Genomic DNA, 713 nt, shown 5'->3' with positions numbered 1-713 from the left:
CCGGGCCGAGCAGGCGGCGGTCAGCGCGGCGACCACGCCGCCGCGGATACCGTCGGTCTGCCGGTGGATGTGCTGGGACACCTGGCGCGGCACCATCATGCCGAGTTCCCTGGCGAACGGGGCGATGTCGGCCACGCCGAGGGCGCGCAGATCCACCACCCGGCCGCGGCGGGCGACGGTGTCGGCCAGCGCGCGCAGGCGCAGTTCGTGCGGGCGCGGCTGGGTCGCGATCACGACCGTGCGCTGCCCGGATGCCACAGTGCCGCGCAGGTATTCGAGATCCGCCTGGCTCAGCGTGTGGGCATTGTCGATGATCAGCGCGGGGCGAAGTCCCGTCGACGGAGCAGATCCGTTGGGGGAGCCGACGATCGGCTCGGCGGCATGGGCGGCCAGCACGTCCTGGAGGGGAATACCGCGGGCCCGGAGCCGATTGCGAATCTCGTTGAGCAGCGTGGATTTTCCGGTTTGCGAGCGGCCTCGGATGAGGTAGACGACCGGTTCGTGGTCGGCGGACTCCAGTTCCCGGAGGATCTCGCGCGCGGACGGCAGGGTGTCGAACGCGATGTCAGCCACCGTTTCCTCCGAGGATTTCGCCGGGTGCGCGCAACACGGTGCCGACGGTGTTGCCGACGGAGTCGATGGGGTCCTTCAGCACGCCGGTCGGCAGGCTCGGGGCCTGCGGCGGGGGCAGCGGTGCGGGCTGGTTACCGGGC

The 713-nt window shown here is 71.4% G+C and carries 1 protein-coding gene; it reads right to left on the bottom strand.

All coding sequences use genetic code 11. The features are described from left to right. Positions 1-573 (bottom strand): P-loop NTPase family protein (locus tag NN4_RS44665; RefSeq protein WP_222595288.1); only part of this gene is annotated, 573 nt, incomplete at its 3' end. Between the last annotated feature and the right edge of the window lie 140 nt (positions 574-713).

The organism is Nocardia ninae NBRC 108245 (genome assembly GCF_007990755.1).
Lineage (GTDB): Bacteria > Actinomycetota > Actinomycetes > Mycobacteriales > Mycobacteriaceae > Nocardia > Nocardia ninae.
The sequence above is the reverse complement of the archived record's forward strand: the minus strand, read 5'-3'. Positions and strand labels throughout refer to the sequence as shown.